12 protein-coding genes are annotated in these 17495 nt (G+C 46.0%); 5 read left to right on the top strand and 7 right to left on the bottom strand.

Annotated features, from left to right (window positions below):
• Positions 1–142: 142 nt before the first annotated feature.
• Together ABDW16_RS11635 and ABDW16_RS11630 are read right to left on the bottom strand one after the other, a co-directional pair.
• Positions 143–1789: an SWIM zinc finger family protein gene (locus tag ABDW16_RS11635; protein ID WP_343669906.1), complete on the bottom strand. Its 1647-nt coding sequence runs from the start codon at positions 1787–1789 to the stop codon at positions 143–145.
• 11 nt (positions 1790–1800) lie between these two features.
• The gene (locus tag ABDW16_RS11630; RefSeq protein WP_343669905.1) at positions 1801–5034 is read right to left on the bottom strand and encodes a HEAT repeat domain-containing protein; all 3234 of its coding nucleotides are present in this window, start codon (positions 5032–5034) and stop codon (positions 1801–1803) included.
• 142 nt (positions 5035–5176) lie between these two features.
• Between ABDW16_RS11630 and ABDW16_RS11625 the strand changes: the two genes are divergently transcribed.
• Both ABDW16_RS11625 and ABDW16_RS11620 read left to right on the top strand, forming a co-directional pair.
• Positions 5177–6214: an SGNH/GDSL hydrolase family protein gene (locus ABDW16_RS11625; protein ID WP_343669904.1), complete on the top strand. Its 1038-nt coding sequence runs from the start codon at positions 5177–5179 to the stop codon at positions 6212–6214.
• Between the two features lie 189 nt (positions 6215–6403).
• Complete coding sequence (locus ABDW16_RS11620; RefSeq protein WP_343669903.1) at positions 6404–9352, top strand: FAD-linked oxidase C-terminal domain-containing protein; 2949 nt, start codon at positions 6404–6406, stop codon at positions 9350–9352.
• A 69-nt stretch (positions 9353–9421) separates the two neighbouring features.
• Here the strand turns inward: ABDW16_RS11620 and ABDW16_RS11615 are convergent, their stop codons facing one another.
• A complete protein-coding gene (locus ABDW16_RS11615; RefSeq protein WP_343669902.1) occupies positions 9422–10309 on the bottom strand; it encodes a DUF4349 domain-containing protein in 888 nt (295 codons plus the stop codon).
• A 93-nt stretch (positions 10310–10402) separates the two neighbouring features.
• On the opposite strand from ABDW16_RS11615, the gene ABDW16_RS11610 reads away from it, so the two are divergent.
• Entirely contained in the window at positions 10403–10843 is a 441-nt protein-coding gene (locus ABDW16_RS11610) for a hypothetical protein (RefSeq protein WP_343669901.1), read from the top strand.
• Between the two features lie 297 nt (positions 10844–11140).
• Complete coding sequence (locus tag ABDW16_RS11605; protein WP_343669899.1) at positions 11141–11677, top strand: NAD(P)H-dependent oxidoreductase; 537 nt, start codon at positions 11141–11143, stop codon at positions 11675–11677.
• Here ABDW16_RS11605 and ABDW16_RS11600 read toward each other — a convergent pair.
• The 3 genes from ABDW16_RS11600 to ABDW16_RS11590 all read right to left on the bottom strand — a co-directional run bounded on the left by ABDW16_RS11600 (position 11674) and on the right by ABDW16_RS11590 (position 14481).
• Positions 11674–12681 (bottom strand): hypothetical protein, encoded by a 1008-nt coding sequence (locus ABDW16_RS11600; protein WP_343669898.1) that lies wholly within the window; start codon positions 12679–12681, stop codon positions 11674–11676. The two genes, ABDW16_RS11605 and ABDW16_RS11600, sit on opposite strands and share 4 nt — an antisense overlap.
• 368 nt (positions 12682–13049) lie before the next feature.
• A complete protein-coding gene (locus ABDW16_RS11595) occupies positions 13050–14195 on the bottom strand; it encodes a hypothetical protein (RefSeq protein WP_343669897.1) in 1146 nt (381 codons plus the stop codon).
• A 7-nt stretch (positions 14196–14202) separates the two neighbouring features.
• The gene (locus ABDW16_RS11590) at positions 14203–14481 is read right to left on the bottom strand and encodes a SelT/SelW/SelH family protein (protein ID WP_343669895.1); all 279 of its coding nucleotides are present in this window, start codon (positions 14479–14481) and stop codon (positions 14203–14205) included.
• A gap of 104 nt (positions 14482–14585) precedes the next feature.
• On the opposite strand from ABDW16_RS11590, the gene ABDW16_RS11585 reads away from it, so the two are divergent.
• Positions 14586–16610: a tetratricopeptide repeat-containing sensor histidine kinase gene (locus ABDW16_RS11585; RefSeq protein ID WP_343669893.1), complete on the top strand. Its 2025-nt coding sequence runs from the start codon at positions 14586–14588 to the stop codon at positions 16608–16610.
• Here ABDW16_RS11585 and ABDW16_RS11580 read toward each other — a convergent pair.
• Positions 16607–17464 (bottom strand): neutral zinc metallopeptidase, encoded by an 858-nt coding sequence (locus ABDW16_RS11580; protein ID WP_343669892.1) that lies wholly within the window; start codon positions 17462–17464, stop codon positions 16607–16609. The genes ABDW16_RS11585 and ABDW16_RS11580 overlap by 4 nt on opposite strands.
• Positions 17465–17495: the final 31 nt, after the last annotated feature.

The raw sequence follows: 17495 nt of genomic DNA, 5'->3' as shown, positions 1-17495 counted from the left end.
ACGGGCGCAAGTGCAATCATTTCCTCTTTACAAAGAACTTTTATTTCTGAAAACAGGATTCATCCTTGTTTTCCTGAAACTTTATTACGGGATTAAAGGTACTTTCTTTTCTTCAATTTTCTGCTATTCCCTGCTATTTTTTTTATGCTTTTTGTTTTTCCTGCTCGTATGCCATTCTCAATGCCAGCATATGTTCACAGGGGCCTTTGTGCAACTTGTTCATCTGGTAGTGATTACAGTCGCAATGTGCGGTCGCCATACGTTCATCTGCATCGATCACTATAACGGGACGGTATGAACGATGCTGTGCCGCTACCACACCTTCCAGTTGTAAACCGGCACCCGGTACTTCCTTAGCGGTGTACTTTACCTTGCCCACAATCCTGCTGGCAGCAGCTTCTGCCGGATTGGAGAAGCGTAATGCATCTAAAGGCAATGGATCCCGGCTCAGTTCACGCAGCCGGTAAAAACCTGTATGTAAATCATAAATTGCTTTTCCTGCCTGTGTATAGATCCCCAATGCCGCCAGTACTGCTGCTTTGGGAGTACCTGTACGTGCAGCTATCTGTTCGGGTGTACCAAACCAATGTTGCTGCAGATCTCCATAAATAACCTGTTTGGTCGCATCATCTACAATACCCCTTGGCGCCATGAGGTCAAATTGGCCACAGCGTGACCAGTCGTTTGCCGTCCAGCCGGACAAACCCAGTGTGAACTGCATATCTCCCAGGTCTGCGATATAAAAAGAAGGCAGCCCATTACCTGTAAGGTGAACAGTAAATTTCTTTGCCACAGGAATGAGCCGTTCCAATATCAGGAGACGGCGGCGGCCCCATATCCGGATCTCCCTGCGCTGTGCACCGGTATATACTGACCTGGCGCAAACGATCACCGTACCCCAGGGATCAAAAATGGCTTTTACTGGCTGACCGGGTTCCAGTATGAAACGAATGGAACGGGGCCCTTTCTTCTCCTTGAAACGACGCAGTTGCTGGCAGAAGTTATACACGTCCATCGGATGCAGGTCAAAGCTGGCAGCGGGCAAGGTCATGGCTGAACTTACCTGCAGGAAACCTCTCACCCAACTATCAGGCAGGTCTATCTTTACTTCTTTGAAGAGTTCTTCCTTTGTCGTTTGCACAGCAAAGCCGGAAGGATCTACTGTAAAAGTGGTTTCCTTATAATCACGGATCTTCTGGAACTCATTATAGAGATTCGCAGAATAGTCGATATTGGTCGTACCACATTGAAATTCGTTGACCTCTTTGAATACATTGTAACTGGCGCTCAGTTTGCCGTAAGCCGATTCATCCTGGCTAAAGCACTCGAAAAAGATTTCGTCCGGGTGTACACTGATCACCGGGTCCAATACAAACCAGGCATCCCTGTCTTTCTGATACAGGTAGTCGAAATAATTACGGCGGGCTTTGTAATAAGGAGCCATTAGTTTGTCCCGCTCCGCATTTACAGCAGTCAGCTCTTCAGTGATCAGTTTGATTTTGTGCTGGGCTGCTGCTGCATCATACCCGCCCATGAATTCGGCCAGCCACACAGCTTCCTGTTGCGCTGCCCATTCTTTATACTCCGTTTTATCTTTGGGCTTGAATCGCAGATCTGACACAACTACATCGTGCAATGCAGAAATAGCTTCCCTGAAGGCGAGTTTTTTATGCAGCTTTCCGTTGAAGAAAGTTGGCTCCCGTCTTGTATCAGGTGAAAATGAAATTCCTGCTGATGTAGCATTGCTATATACCTGCGTGCTGCCGCTATATCTATAATTGAATAACATGTGATCAGGGTTTAAGATGAATGCTCAGGAATAGCGATGAATTGAACAGGCAGCATAATATCAGGGTATTGCTGGTGAATATTGCGCATGATCCGGATACAACGGGCTTTGTCGCCAATAGCCACCGTTGCAGAGATATGTGCAATGATCCCGGCAATGTATTGCGCCGCTGCATCAGATTTCAGGGATTCCTGTTCCAGGAATGCAAAGATGCGTTCTTTGGCTACTCTTGCCTTATTGACCCTGGACAGTACAGAGCGGAAATAAAACTCAAGTTCCTGCAGACGTTCCAATTGACCAGCAGCATATTGTGCCAGGTAATTGGTTGCAAATGTCTGCATATTTACTCCCGGATGCTGACTGAGTTTCAGGAGGTAACTGAGACCGTCTTCTGCTTTGAAGAAACGGGTCAGCAATTCCCTGCCGAATGCCTGTACGATTGGGTGTACGCTATCTGCAATGGCAACGAGTGTTTCCGGTGTCCAGTCTTCATCCCTGAAGTGGGTACGGAAAAACTGCATGGCAAATGTGCGGGTATCATCCCATTTCGCATCCAGTAAGCCGATAGCATCATCTCTTTCGTAGCGGATGCGTGGAAGCTGCTGCTCAAAGAAACGCCAGCACCATTCGCGTACTTCTCTTAGCTCATGATTCCCGGTAGCAATTACCTGTTTGAGGGTTAAGGCTGCAGGTGGAATATATTTTTCCAGTACCAGCACACCAAATGCCTGGGTAGCGCGGTAGTTGGAATAAGTAAGTCTTAATGCAGTGGCCTTGTCAATATCGTGCAGGTGACCAACCAGTTCATTGCCCAGTATATTGGCAATGTCATTGTGCAAACCCTCGGAAGTCTCGGTACGCATGAGCAAGGGAACGAGTTCATTCACCAACCATACCGCGAGGTCGTTGTATTCCTTTACAAGCCTTGCCAGTACCGGGCGAATGCCCTGGCGAACATCGGTGTAAGACGCGGTGCAAACCTGCAATAACAATGCAGGGCGGGTGATGAGTGCATCATTGCTCAAACTGCCTAATATTGCAATACCACCTTCTCTTACAGGCTGGTAGGCATTTTCAAGGATGCCTGCTATCAATTCGTCAGATAACTGAACCGGTTGTTTTTGCAATAACAAGAGGCGTACCCCAAATGCTTCTGCAGGTGGAATACCAGATTGCAACAGGTCTGCTACGACTTTGGTATCTATTTCCTGCAATGCGGCTACCAGGTATTGCTCCAGCACGCGGCAACCTTTATTGAGCAGGTTGTACACCGCTTCATTTGGTTGGCGCTGTGCCAGTAATATGCTGACGGCTCTGCCTATTATCACACGGCTCTTATCCAGCGGCAGGAGCGTGGTGGAGAGGCGGTCTATCGCAATTTGTCTTACATCATCATAAGCTGCAAAGATCAGCGCAGCAATAAATTCCGTATCCTGGAAACAGAAGCCGATATGCGCCCTGATCCATTCAATACCCAGTTCACGGGCTTCACTGAATGGGCTGTTCATCATGGCCACAAAGAGTGGGAGAGAAGGAGCTGCCGGGTTATATTTTTCTTTGGCCAGTGATAAACCGAACCGCTGCGGAATCTGGTATGGATTAATCAGCAGACCGGCGATGACATTGGCATCTATCTTTTCTTTGATTGCTTCATACTGCGGGCTGGCTTGTAATTCAGTATACGCAAAGGCATGAATTTCTTCCATTCTGCCGCTGATGAGCAGCTGGATAAATGCCTGTGGTAACTGGTGCCAGAGCGAGCGATAAGGAATATCGCTGTGTGGTTCTTCACTTTCTTTTACCACCTTTTCCAGCGATTCCTTAGGCTGTATACCTTCGTCCTTTTTAGGGGTTTTGAAGATATTGGAAATTTGTTGGAGGAAGCCTTCCTTTTTAGGTGGCGCTGCTTTAGTCTGAGCTGCAGGCTTTTCCGTTTCCGGATCCCTGAATTCCCAGCAGGAATTCCCGCTTACAAGGTGTAAATCAGGTTGGTTGCCTCTTAAAATATAGTTCAGGTAAACCGCACTGGAATTAGCCGGGTAACGGATAGTCCGGGTAGTATAGCGGCGGGTTGTATAATCGTATTGGTAAACATTTCGGCTGTAAGCGGCTTCTTTATACAGGTTCCCGTCATATTGTAATAACAGGGCAGTAGCCAGTTTCACATATTCCACATCCGTACGTTGTCCCAGTTCTTTCAGGTGGCGCAGTGTCCTGTTCCTGAAATGGCGGCGGGTACGGTTAGAATATGCCAGTTTACTCATTGGCTTTTTCAGTTCAGCAGGTGGTTTGCCCGAGGTGCTGAACAAATGTCTTTCCCTTTCAAAGCGCACCGAGAAGAGTGCTGTCAGTCCATGGTCATCCCGCATTTCTGCCTGTTTGTATAAATGGCGGATATGGCGGAAGTAGGATGGACGTAAAGGTAAAGCGGCGAATAAAGCGTATAAAATCTGTCTTACAGGAATATTATCAGCCGCCACGATATACAGGTCTTCCAGCAATTGGTAGGTTGCCTCATTGAGCTGTATTACCCGCTGGTCCAGCAATTGGGTGAGGACCTGCATATGCTGTCCGTTGATCGCCTCCTGGAACTCAGGGGGCAGTGCATGCAGAAAACGCGTGATGAAAGTGGTACGTTCTTCGCCAGTCAAAAGTTGCAGTACTGCGTTGGCAGCCATCTGCCGCAGGTATGGCGGGTATGTACTGTTATCAATATAAGAGCTGACCAACGACACGGCAACCGGATCTCCACACCTGCCCAATGCCCAGATAGCGGCATAACGCTGCATGGCATTGCCTTTTTCGATCAGGCGCAGAATAACCGGTGCGGCCGCACGAATTTTTAATTCCCCAGCTGCCCAGATTACACGGGATGTGGACCATTTGGTTTTAAAGGATTGCTTGCCCGTCACGGCATCGTCCAGTCGTTTCAGAATTGCTTTGTGGGTGGGATCCGCTACATCGTCGACAGGAACACTGGTATAAGCGGTGGTGGCCACACCATCCTGCTCACCGGTATATCCTTTACTACGTTTTTCCTTTTCCAATGCATCGAAAATAGCGGTAGCTTCCTCCTGGGAAACGGGGGTTGCAGTTTTACTACCTTCTTTAAGCGAAGCTCCACGCTTGCCGTAGCGGAAGTTCACAATGTATTGTCCAGGGCCAGTTTCACATAGGTCTATTTCGTAAGTTTTGTCAGATGTCCCCTCCTTAAAGTAAAGCACGGTTTGCTTAACAAATCTCATGAGCTAACAACAATTTTATATATATAACTGCGGCAAAGTAAATATTTATTTTCGAAATTTAAAGATTCTCTATTAATTTCCCTTTCCGACAAATCCATTAGATATGAAAAAATGCTTTTGCCTGTTACTTACATGCATGATAATGATTCAATTGCATACACAGGCGCAATCCACTGTTATTAAAAGCAATGATCCACACATTCATTATATGGGCCGTGTCATTCAGACAGATAACAGCGCCCAGCTATCCTGGTCGGCCACCACGGTAAGTATAAATTTTAAAGGAACAGGCGTGAAAGTACGGCTGAAAGACGAACGGGGAGATAACTTTTATAATGTAGTGGTAGATGGGAAGGTTATCAGCAAATTCCAGCCTGACAGTACCGTACATACCTACACGCTGGTGAGTGGACTGAAAAACGGGAAACACACCTTACAGCTGTTTAAACGTACGGAATGGGCGATGGGCAAATCATGGCTGTATGATTTTGAAATAGATGGTAATTTGCTGCCAGCACCTGTAACTAAAAAAAGGAAAATTGAATTCTATGGCAATTCCATTACCTGTGGTTATGCAGTAGAAGACAGCAGTGGCAAAGATAGAGGTACTGCTCCCTATGAAAATGCTTATGTCAGTTATGCATCGCTCACAGCCAGGCATTTTAATGCAGAATACCATCTTGTGGCAAAGAGCGGGATAGGAGTCCTTATCAGTTGGTTCCCGCTCATCATGTCTGAAATGTACGACCGTGTGGATGCGACAGATCCGGGCAGTAAATGGGATTTCGACAATTATACCCCCGACCTGGTAGTGATCAATTTATTTCAGAATGATAGCTGGCTGGTGACAAAACCGGAACATGAACAATTCAAAGCAAAATTTGGAGACAAGGCACCGGATGCGAAGACGATTGTAGCAGCTTATAGTGACCTGGTTAAAAAGATACGTGCCAGTCATCCGAAAGCACAGATCATTTGTGCGTTGGGCAATATGGATGCCACACGCAAGGGATCTCCATGGCCGGGATATGTAAAGGAAGCGGTGCCAGCATTGCATGATGCAAAGATTCATACCTGCTTTTTCCCGTATAAGGATACCCCGGGGCATCCGAATGCAAAGGAACAACAGGCGATGGCGAGTCAGCTGATTGCGTATATCAATAAGAATATAAAATGGTGATTAAAGGGGATTGCCCCCCGGGAAAGATTATCGCCCGGCGCAAAGGTGCCTGGAATGCCATTAAAGCTTCCCGCCGCGCAAAAAAATGGCTGCTGCCGAAGGTAGCAGCCATTTTTTTTGCAGTTTTATGCAGGTTTTATTGCATTTTTATGCCTGAATGTTCTAAATTGGAAGCCGTAAATTTACGGTATGATCAAGGAACAACTCAAGCAGGCTTTTAAGGAACTCAAACCGCAACTGGCAGGCGATCTCTACTTCTCGGAAGACTCACTGGACCGCACTATACTCATGGCATACTCGACAGATGCCTCTGTATACCAGGAATCCCCATTGGGCGTCGCACTACCAAAAAACAAAGCCGATATCGCTGCGTTGGTCCGATTCAGCCACACACAAAAAATCCCCCTTATTCCCCGTACTGCAGGTACCTCGCTGGCGGGCCAGGTAGTGGGTCAGGGCCTGATCGTAGACATTTCCCGCTACATGAATCGCCTTTTAGAGGTCAATAAGGAAGAAAAATGGGTCCGGGTAGAACCTGGTATAGAAAGAGACGTTTTGAATGAACTCTTACAACCCTACGGGCTTTTCTTCGGTCCGGAAACCTCTACCTCTAACCGTGCTATGATTGGCGGCATGATCGGGAACAACTCCTGCGGTCTGCACAGCATGGTCTGGGGTGCTACCCGCGATAATCTTCACGCTGTAGAAGTGGTACTCGGCAACGGCGAAATCACCATTTTTGAAGACATAGACCCACAGGGCTTACAGCAAAAAATGCTGCTCAGCAACCTGGAAGGCCGCATTTACAGATCTATCCACGCCCTGCTCTCCAATAAAGAAAATCAACAGGCCATCCGGGATGGATATCCCACCCGTACGGTAAAAAGAAGGAACAGCGGCTATGCACTGGATGCCCTGCTGGATACAGCACCTTATGGCGGCCAGGCGCCTTTCAACCTCTCGCACCTGATTGCCGGCTCCGAAGGTACCCTGGCATTCGTGACAGAAGCGAAACTCAAACTCCTGGATGCACCGCCAAAGGTAAATGGATTGGTGGCCGTACATTGTACCAGTGTAAAAGAATCCCTCCAGGTAAACCTGATCGCTGTCAGGCACCCGGTAACCGCTTCAGAACTGGTAGACGATGTGATCATGAACTTTACCAAAGATCATCCTGAGCACCAGCAAAACCGCTTCTTTATGGAAGGCGAGCCGGGAGCCATTCTCATGGTAGAGTTTATGTGTCACACAGAAGAAGAACTACAGGCGCAAACCAGCGCGTTCATTAGCGAGGTCAAAGCAAAACAATTAGGTTATGCTTATCCATTGTTGCGTGGCAATGATATCAATAAAGCCTGGAACCTGCGTAAATCAGGTCTTGGTTTACTCCGCAATATCAAAGGCGATGCACAGCCGGTGAACCTCATCGAAGACTGTGCAGTAGCGCCTGAAAACCTGCCTGAATACATCGACGACCTGCAGCAAATGCTCGCGTCTATGGAACTGAAAGCTTCTTACTACGCACATGCTGGCGCCGGTGAACTACACGTAGAACCTATTATCAATTTAAAAATAGAAGCAGGCAGAAAACAATTCCGTGCAGTATTGGAAAAAACGGCCGCTATCGTTAAAAAATATAAAGGCTCGCTGAGTGGTGAGCATGGCGATGGCCGTCTGCGTGGGGAATTCATCCGCTTTATGATGGGGGATAAGTGTTATGATTGCTGCAAACAGGTAAAGCAATTGTACGACCCTGAATACCTCTTCAATCCTGGCAAAATCATTGATCCGCCACCAATGGACCAGTTCTTCCGATACAAGGAACCAGCGGCCGGCGGCAAGGTAAAGACATACTTTGACTTCTCTGAAACCAACGGCATCTTATCGCTCGCCGAAAAATGCTCCGGTTCAGGAGATTGCCGTAAAACACATTTCGCCGGTGGTACAATGTGTCCCAGCTATATGGCCACCCGTTTTGAAAAAGACACCACCCGTGCCAGGGCAAATGTATTACGTCAGTTCCTTGCACAGGACAATACGGCGCAGGCATTCAATCATGCAGAGATTGGTCATGCCATGGATCTCTGTCTCAGTTGTAAAGGCTGTAAAACAGAATGTCCGTCCGGTGTGGATGTATCCAAACTGAAAGCAGAATACCTGCAACAGAATTATGACATCAATGGTACGCCTTTGAAAGCGCGGATGATAGGGGAGTTTCCTTTTCTCAGCAAAATGGCGTCTATAGCGCCAGGATTATACAACTTCGCGTTCTCCAATAAATTTACTGCCGGCATACTCAAAGGCATGATGAACATGGCGCCGGAGCGCCATGTTCCGGCTTTACAACCGCAAACATTGCGTGCATGGTATAAGCAATTCAAAAAGCAACAGGCGGGCAGAACTTTCCAGCACAAGGTATACCTGTTCTGTGATGAGTTTACCAACTACAACGATGTTCATATCGGGCAGCGTTGTATAGAGCTGCTGACCGCACTGGATTACGAAGTAATTATACCAGATCATATTGAAAGCGGCCGCACGCATTTGTCCAAAGGATTGGTAAAAAGAGCCAGGACGATAGCAGCAAAGAATGTGCAGCTATTATCATTCCTGATTGATCAGCCACATTATTTGATTGGGCTGGAACCTTCAGCCATCCTTACTTTCAGGGATGAGTATATCGATCTGCTTTCAGGTGAACTGAAAGAGAAAGCAAAAGGATTAGCACCCCGCGTTAAATTGTTTGAAGAGTTCTTATCAGCAGAAATGGATGAAGGCCGTATCCGGAAAGAGTCCTTCAGGAGTGACGCACGTAAGATCGTGATCCATGGGCATTGCCATCAGAAGGCATTGTCATCGGTCAATTATATCAAAAAGGTGCTGTCATGGCCGGCGCATTATGAGGCAACGGTGATTAATTCCGGTTGCTGTGGGATGGCCGGGTCATTTGGCTTTGATAAAGATCATTATGAAACGTCGATGAAGATTGGGGAACTTGTTTTGTTTCCTGCTGTAAGAAGTCAAACGGATGATGTGATAATAGCTGCACCTGGTACTAGTTGTCGTCATCAGATATTGGATGGTACCGGTAGGACGGCGTTACATCCGGCAGAGGTGTTGTTTGCAGCGCTGGCGTGATTGCCAGAGATACCGGTACAGTACCTGGTGGCTTCCTTACCAATTCTTTGTAAACAATAGTACTGGTGATTACTTGGCAGCTACCTTTCTGGCCGTAATTTTTTTGTATCCAACCACACCTGCAATGGTCAACAATACAAACGGCCATAACTGCAACAGGAATAAAAACACATTTCGCAGAGCTGTTGCACCAGTACCCAGTGCTGTCAGCAGCTCTGTTCCAAACCCTGCCCGGGTCACGCTTTCAGGGTTTACAATCACCTGCACATCTGCCTGCTGGGGCTGTGATAATTTCACCGTCAAAGTCGCAAAATTCGCTTCATCCAGGATAGCAAAATTTGCAATCTTCCGATCAATACTTTCATTACTTTTTGTCTCCTGGTAAGTAGCAGTAGCGATTGGATCAGACTTTTTTGTCACTGCTACAACCGGTGCCGGCACCTGATTTTTCATAGAATTCCCCAGGTATTCCAGTGTTTTATCCTCATCCTTCAACGTACGTGCACTTACAAAAGTAGCGACATTGGTAAGCGTACTCACAAGCGAATCCAGCTTTTCAACAGGCACTTTCATCGTTAAATTTGCTACTGCTGTAAAGAGTTGTACATGCTTCAGGGAATCGCCTTTGTAAGCAATATCCTGTGAGCTGCCAAATTCATTTGAAAGCGTACTTTCCACCACATAACCATTGAATCTGTTCGTGGCATGTTCAAGCGTGGTAGCCGCACTAAATACATTGGCTACACGGCAATTTACATCAGCCGTTCTCACATGTTTCCGTGCAGGAGAATTGAGTGCAGGCACCTCTTCGCCCGCCGCTGCTGCGGCTTTCACGGCCTTTGTATAATTGTTGGAATTTTGTACAACTGCGCTGTCCAAAGCGCTTTCATAACTACCGCCAGCAGAACAGGCATAGAGGGTCATGGCGGGGACCACCAGGTAACAATAAGGACGCATAAGAATGTGTTTTTCTTTTTATACTGCGAACCAGCAAAAGGTAACCTTGAAGGAAAAGTTTAAAAAATGTTAAATTGGGTTAAACCCATTCAAATGAAATATCTGTTATTATCCCTGTTCATCTTATGCAGTAGTATCACGTTTGGACAAAACATAGAAGACACACCGTTTAAAGGAGCCACGAAAATAATGGCCGCATATTCGATGCAAGGGGAAGAATTGTTTACTTATTTATGCCAGCAGTTACTTGACTACGGTTACACACCGGACAAGATGAACAGGGAGTTTCATTTCATTACAACAGAAGAAAAAAATAAGGGAAGTAGGGTGTATGTTATGCGAATATACATCAAGGGAGATGTAGTGGAATTTAGTGCCAGGGAGGCGCCGGCGAATGAAAATAGTGTACATGAAAAGCAGCAGACGGAATATGGTCCTAATAATTTAGGATTGTTTGCACATAATGAGTGTTTTAATGAAATGGTGGAGTTTATCAGGAGCACCAAACCTGAGAAGATTAGGTTTACCAGATAGGATACAAGAGGCGAAACCGACCTCAATAAGCAATTTATCCGTTTAATATAAGCGGCAAATCAGCGCTAATAAAGTAGTATTTAAAAATTATCTATTTAACATAATATAAATTATAAGTACTAAATAGTAACAGGATTTCTACACCCACACAGTGATTCAGCAATTCGTCTCCTCAAAATTATTCGTGCGAATTGGAACATGATGCAAACCTGATACCATCTGTTTCTTACTTTTGTTCCGCAACAAAGTTATTCGTGACAGCACCTCCTTGTACGTGCTTACAAAATTGTTAGGTATATGTTTAAGATCCTGTGTATTTCCGGCAGCCTGCGCCCAACTTCTTCAAATACAGATATTTTAAAGGCCATCCCGCAATTAGCAGCATGGCCCGATATTTCATTTTCAATATTCGAAGGCTTAGATCAGTTACCATATTTCAGCCCGGAGCTGGATTACGAAGACGCCACGCCAGCCGCCGCTGTAGCGGATCTACGTGCGCAGCTGCAAGCTGCTGATGCTGTGATTGTATGCACACCGGAATACGCCTTTGGCGTTCCCGGCGTGCTAAAAAACGCGTTGGACTGGATTGTTTCCAGCGGGGAATTTGTTGGCAAACCTACAGCCGTTATCAGCGCTTCGCCTATGATGACTGGCGGAGATAAAGCAAATGCCTCACTGGTACAGACATTGAAAGTAATGACAGCAACAATTACAGCCGATCAGATCCTTACTATACCCACCGTACGTACGAAAATCGATGCTGATGGCAATATCACTGATACTACGCTTAAGGCAGACCTGGTTAAAATTGTAAACAGTTTAAGGTCTGTCTAAAACCTCCACCTCAATCCAACATTTCCGCCCAATCCGCCAATATTAATATAAGACTTCAAATCATTCGAAGGCTTATTATCATCCTTATAAGTCACCTTCGCACCAGACTGGCTCACCGGCGTATTAGAATTCTGATCCAGCGTTGTCTGATACTCTGTATGCCTTTCCGCCGTAGACATATCCGCCAGCCCACGATGTTGTGTAGCAATCACCTGACCGGTAGTCGAGCTTATAATATTCGTAGTCTCATCATACGCGGTCACTTCCTTTTTCTTACTGCGCACCGGTATATTCCGGTACTCAGTCTCTACAAATACATCCAGCTTCGCAGCCACCGGGAATACAATTCCAAAAGCCCCCTGGAATCCAACAGTTACATTCGGATCTACCCGCTCATCACGTGAAATAGTCGTCTTTGTAACCACCGGCGAACCACCAACCACTGCAGAACCTGTCTGATTAGCATCTGTATGGATTTTCAACTCTCCCCACAAGGGTACTACCAATCCAACACGTACATATGGATCGACCTTAGCAAAACCGGGATGAATCACCACCCCAGGTGCAAAATCAATTGCATTTACATAACCATGCGATTCAATCCTGCCCAGTTCCGTACTTGAACCTGCCAGTACGGTTACCTCACGGGTCATGAGGTTTTTCTTACTGTGATAATAATTGAATGCAGCTTCTACAGCAATGTACTGGTTAATATTCCAGCCGAAGGAGAGCCCTCCCCTTGCGCCGGCGCCATACGATCCGGTCAGGACTTTTTCTGAAACTGTCGTTGTTGTTCCCGTCGATGAGTTATACTCTTTCCGCTCATCATGGGGCTCATACGAACCGACTTTGGGAAACTCACCAGGAAAAACACTGAAAAAATAACCACCAGCTATTTTGACATAAAACTTTGATGGCACCGTTATTTTCCGGTCTTGCGCGTGTAAAGTGTACGAGCTTGCTACCGTCAGAAATAACGTGGTTAACAGGGTTAAGCTTTTCATTTTAGTGGAATGTTTGGGTAAAAACTAACGTGTTTTATGAATATAACGAATTTATTGGAAAAAGAAAAAGGCTATTGGATTCTGTTGCAATAACAACAAGGTGAAAGTGCTATAAGCGTCAAATTAGAACTCAACTAGAGCACAACTATAGTACCAAATCGTTACCATAACGTCACCAAAAGGGCACCTCAATATCCCTTCGATATTGAGGTGCCCTTTTGGTGTAGTAGTAGTAACCTTATAGCACTATAGTTATGATATAGGTATAAACTAGTTACACACTAATCATACCCCCATAAAAAAAGCCAGTCTATGACTGGCTACACTTCTGTAAATTCTGATTATCAGGAAATATCTTCAATTGCTGCCTAAAACGCCTCCGCCAGTGACAAATACAACCCCGACTGCCTTTCCTCTCCTGCCCGCTTCTCCCCCCAAGCATAATCTATACGTATCGTCAACTTAGACCCCTCATCATAAAACCACCTAACCCCCAATCCATAAGCCGGCTTAAAATGATCCACCCCAAAATCATGATTATTAAACACTGCCCCCGTTGCCCCAAACGCTGCCAGCGCAAACTTAGGCTGCATATGCAAAAACCAGATATTGATGGGAATCTTCGGATCCAGGAAATACCGGTACTCCGCCTGGAAGGCCAGATAATTCTGATCCCTGTAACGACCGGTATAATACGCCCTCATCATGAGGTCATTCCCCATTTCAGGCAATAAATAAAATGGTAACGTACTCCCCTGCAATGAATTGAATAACCCATTCACACCCAGCGTACTCTTACGGGATATCGGCAAAAAATGCTTTGCCTGCGCATCAATCTTCCACAACGGATGTTTACTCAAAAAAGATGGCGCATACGCCACATTCAGCCGCACCCAGGACCCCGTGTGCGTATAATTCTGATTATCACGGTTATCAAATATCCCCGTTGCCCCAATAAAAGTCACATACCCCCCGTCTTTATCTGTCAATGCCATGCCCGGGTAAATCCCTTTGCTCTCATTCGCCTCATAATTATCATGCTGGTACTGCAGTGACAACCCCGCGTAAAAATGTCCGCTCAGCCGCCTCTCCCCTTCCAGCAATACTTTATACCGCTGGTTGCCCAGCAATGTCCCATCTGCCTTGTTGGTCGTATCCCCAACACCATAGAAATAAATCGGGAAATCATGATAACGGAGACTGCTTTTGAAATGCCAGTTATTATGATCTGTCCAGAAATCAGTCTTTAACTCAATTTTATACTGACTCTTCGTTGTCAGGGAAGGAATTAAACTAATAGTGGAGTTGCGCAGTAATGGATCATTTTTGTCTGTATAAAAAGAATACAGCATGGCCGCCCCTATTTCCAGCCCTTTCTCAGGAGAATACCCCAAAACAGGCAAAGGAAAAAAGCTTTTCTTATGTACTATAGAAGTATCGTCCTGCGCTTTCAGTGATCCACATAACAACAACAATAATAATACAGCCGTACAAGAGAGTGAACGTGTCTTCAAAATCGTCTTATTTTCTATCAGAATGGCCCAGGCTTTTCTCAGGGGCTACTTTGTCTCTTACCTGTTGTTTAACTTCTTTAATTTCAGGGAAATGTCCGATCACCTTACGGTCCATCAGCACCTCATCATTCACATAAATGATATAGCTGCCACCAACTTCACTGGGTTTCAGGGTTACCCCATGCAGGTCTTCTGCAAATGTGGTCAATAATTCCTGCGCCATCCAGGCTGCTCTCATCAGCCACCCACATTTGGGACAATATTCGATTGTAACTGTCGGTTTCATGGCCGGAAAGTTACAACGATTCCGGTAAATATACTTTGCATCCAATTTTTTTATAATTTTAGCCCAGCATTCGGGTTACCCTAAGAAAATTATTTGTGCCGACAATGAAACTTTACTGGCAGAGAAGGAATTCTGCCCTATACTCCATTTTGATATTGATGCTGGCATTGTTCTTTATGAAGCCGGTGGCATCTTATGCGCAGTCGCAAGTGACTGATAGTCTGACAAAAGTGCTGGCCGCCCACCCCGTAAAAGATACCACCCATGTCGCCATCCTTAATCAATTAAGCCGTTTTCTCTTTACCCAGGCTCCTTCCCTGACAGAGACTTACGCAAAAGAAGCTTTTCATATCAGCGATAGCCTGCACTATCTGCCTGGTAAGCTATGGGCTACCCGCAACCTGGCCCTGGCCGAAAATGCCAAAGGCAACCTGGAAAAACAGATGGACCTGACCCTGGCTGCCCTTAAACTGGCCGAACAACTCAAAGACCTTCGCGCCACTGGCATCCTCAATGCGGACCTTGGCAATATTTTCATTGAACAGCAACAGCCCAGACAAGGGTTAATCTACCAGAAAAGAGCCCTGGCCATCAAGCAACAAGGCAATGACCAGGCCGAAATAGGTAAAACCCTGAACGGGATTGGTACCAGTTATATGGTGCTCAAAGAATGGGATTCCGCCCTCCACTTCCTGTACGCCTCCGAAAGGATCAAACTCGCTCTCAACGACCACCGGGGACTGGCATACGCCTACGAAAATATTGGACAGATCTTTTCTGTAAAAGGGAATTACCCGGAGGCACTGCGTTACCATACCATGTCCTCCCGATATTATAAGGAGTCCGACAATATCCAGGGAGTGATAAAATCAGACCTTAACCTGGCTCAGACCCATACATTCCTAAAAGATTTTGCCGCAGCAGAGGAAGATCTTGCGCATGCCGCCCAGCTGAATAAAAACATGCAGAACGCCCGCAATGAAATGATCTACTACCGGTACCGTTCCATGCTGGACTCTGCCAGGGGCAATTTTGCCCAGGCACTGGAAGACTTCAAAGAATTCCAGGCACTGAGTGAGGATGTCTTCAGCGCAGAAAAGTCTAAGGTCATCGCCAATTCCAAAGAGAAATACGAGTCAGAAAAGAAACAACATGAAAATGAGCTGCTGAAGAAAGAACAGCTGCTTCACCTGGCCACGATCAAACAACAGAAAATCTTTGTTATTTTCTGTATCGTGTTGTTCCTGGCGCTGGCCACCTTCACTGTATTGCTCTACCGCGTGTTCAAAAGGCAAAGAGACCTGTACGGCCAGTTGAATAACCGGAACCGCCGCGTACAACAGCAAAACCAGATCATTCTTGACCAGAATGCTGCACTGGAAAGCGGTAACCAGGTAAAAGACAAAATCTTCTCTGTGATCTCCCACGACCTCCGTGCACCGCTGGGCATCCTGGAAGGAATGCTGTTCCTGCTGAGAGATGAAAAGATGTCGCAGGAACAATTCAAACAGTTTGTAGATGAGTTGTGGAGAGATATGAAAAATACCTCTTCCATGATGGATAACCTGTTGCAATGGGCTAATAGCCAGATGAAAGGTATCCGGGTAATGGCAGATGATTTCAATATCACAGCACTGTTAAACAGCGAGTTTGAGCTGCTGCAAACCCTGGCCAGGCAAAAGAATATTCAGCTGAATAATTACCTGCCGCCTGTCATTCATGTTTATGCTGATAAGGATATGATTCGCATGGTGCTGCGCAACCTGATCAGCAATGCAATTAAGTTTACACCTAAGAATGGCAACATTACGATCGATTACCGGCTAATGCCTGATAAGGTGGAAGTAATGGTGAAAGATAATGGGATTGGGATTCCTTTTGAAGATCAGTCAAAGGTGTTCTCTAATATCTATTATTCCACAACCGGTACACAAAATGAGAAAGGGTGTGGACTGGGATTACCACTGTCTAAAGATTTTATTCAGCGAAATAATGGGCAGATCTGGTTCCATAGCTACAAAGACAAAGGCACCAGTTTCCACTTCACACTTCCATTGTCGGAAGAAGAGGAAACCAGTGCCCATGGTATGACAATTATTTTACACCCTACAAGGGATTATTCAAATTAAAGATCACTCGCATTAAAAGTATCACCATCCTTTATATTGCCCGTATCAAACCCTTTCTTAAACCACCGCATCCGTTGGGCAGATGTACCGTGCGTAAACGCATCCGGTACCACCCTGCCATTAGCCGCCTCCTGCAACTTATCGTCTCCCACTGCACTAGCCGCATTCAGGGCTTCTTCTATATCTCCTGCATCCAGTATATTATCCATTCTTTGTGCATGGTGTGCCCAGACTCCTGCCAGGAAATCAGCCTGTAGCTCCAGTTTTACGGACAACTTATTATATTCCTTTTCACTCAGCTGTGAGCGCATAGCCTGCACCTTCCTGCTAATGCCCAGCAAATTCTGGATGTGATGACCTACTTCATGTGCAATAACATACGCTTTGGCAAAATCGCCCACGACTTTAAAACGCTGCTCCATTTCGTTGAAGAAACTCAGATCCAGGTACACCCTGTCATCTGCAGGACAATAAAATGGCCCCATCGCAGATTGCGCAGTACCACAGCCTGACTGGTCTACATCCGTAAACAATACCATTTTAGGTGCCTCATACTGCTTGTTCATTTCTTTGAACAGCGCTGTCCATACATCTTCTGTATTGGCCAGCACGGTGGATGCAAATTGAGCTTCCTCATCACTGGCTTTCGTCACAGTCTGAGAAGTAGTTTGCTCCGTGCCGCCGGTACTTTGCTGTACCTTGTTCAATAACGCCTGGGGACTTTGTTTGGTAATGAGTGCCAGTACAACGATGATGATAACGCCACCGATGCCGATATTCCTCATACCACCACCACCGCCGCCACCGCGGCGATCTTCCACGTTATCGCTAAGTCGTCTGTTTTGCCAACGCATATAGATTGTTTTTTGATTAATATGGACCGAA

Origin of the sequence: Chitinophaga sp., assembly GCF_039596135.1 — a bacterium.
GTDB lineage: Bacteria > Bacteroidota > Bacteroidia > Chitinophagales > Chitinophagaceae > Chitinophaga.
Note: the sequence above shows the minus strand (reverse complement) of the source record. Positions and strands in the feature narration are given on the sequence as shown.